This is a genomic window from Achromobacter sp. SIMBA_011, assembly GCF_046535435.1.
GTDB lineage: Bacteria > Pseudomonadota > Gammaproteobacteria > Burkholderiales > Burkholderiaceae_B > Achromobacter > Achromobacter dolens.
This window is the reverse complement of sequence record NZ_JAWRWN010001264.1, coordinates 1-234: the sequence shown is the minus strand read 5'-3', so window position 1 is coordinate 234 and position 234 is coordinate 1. Positions and strand designations below refer to the sequence as shown.

1 protein-coding gene is annotated in these 234 nt (G+C 68.4%); it reads left to right on the top strand.

The genetic code is table 11. The features are described 5' to 3' along the window. Positions 1 to 234 (top strand): hypothetical protein (locus tag SB816_RS35120; protein WP_410548638.1); only part of this gene is annotated, 234 nt, incomplete at both ends.

Here is a 234-nt window from a genome sequence, read left to right as displayed (position 1 = left end):
ATTTCGGCGGCAAGCAGCTGAAGGCCATCAAGTATTGCGCGCGGTTCGGCATCACGCGCGTGATCGCGAACTCGGACGCGTCCGCGCAGGCGTTCCGTGCGTTGACCGGCTTCACGCCGCAGCACGTCGACGTGGTGTTCAACGGCATCTCGGCCGAACCGTTCGACGCGCTGGAGAACGTCAGCCAGGCCGCGCTGCGCGCGCGCTTCGGGCTGCCGGAGCACGCGTGGCTGG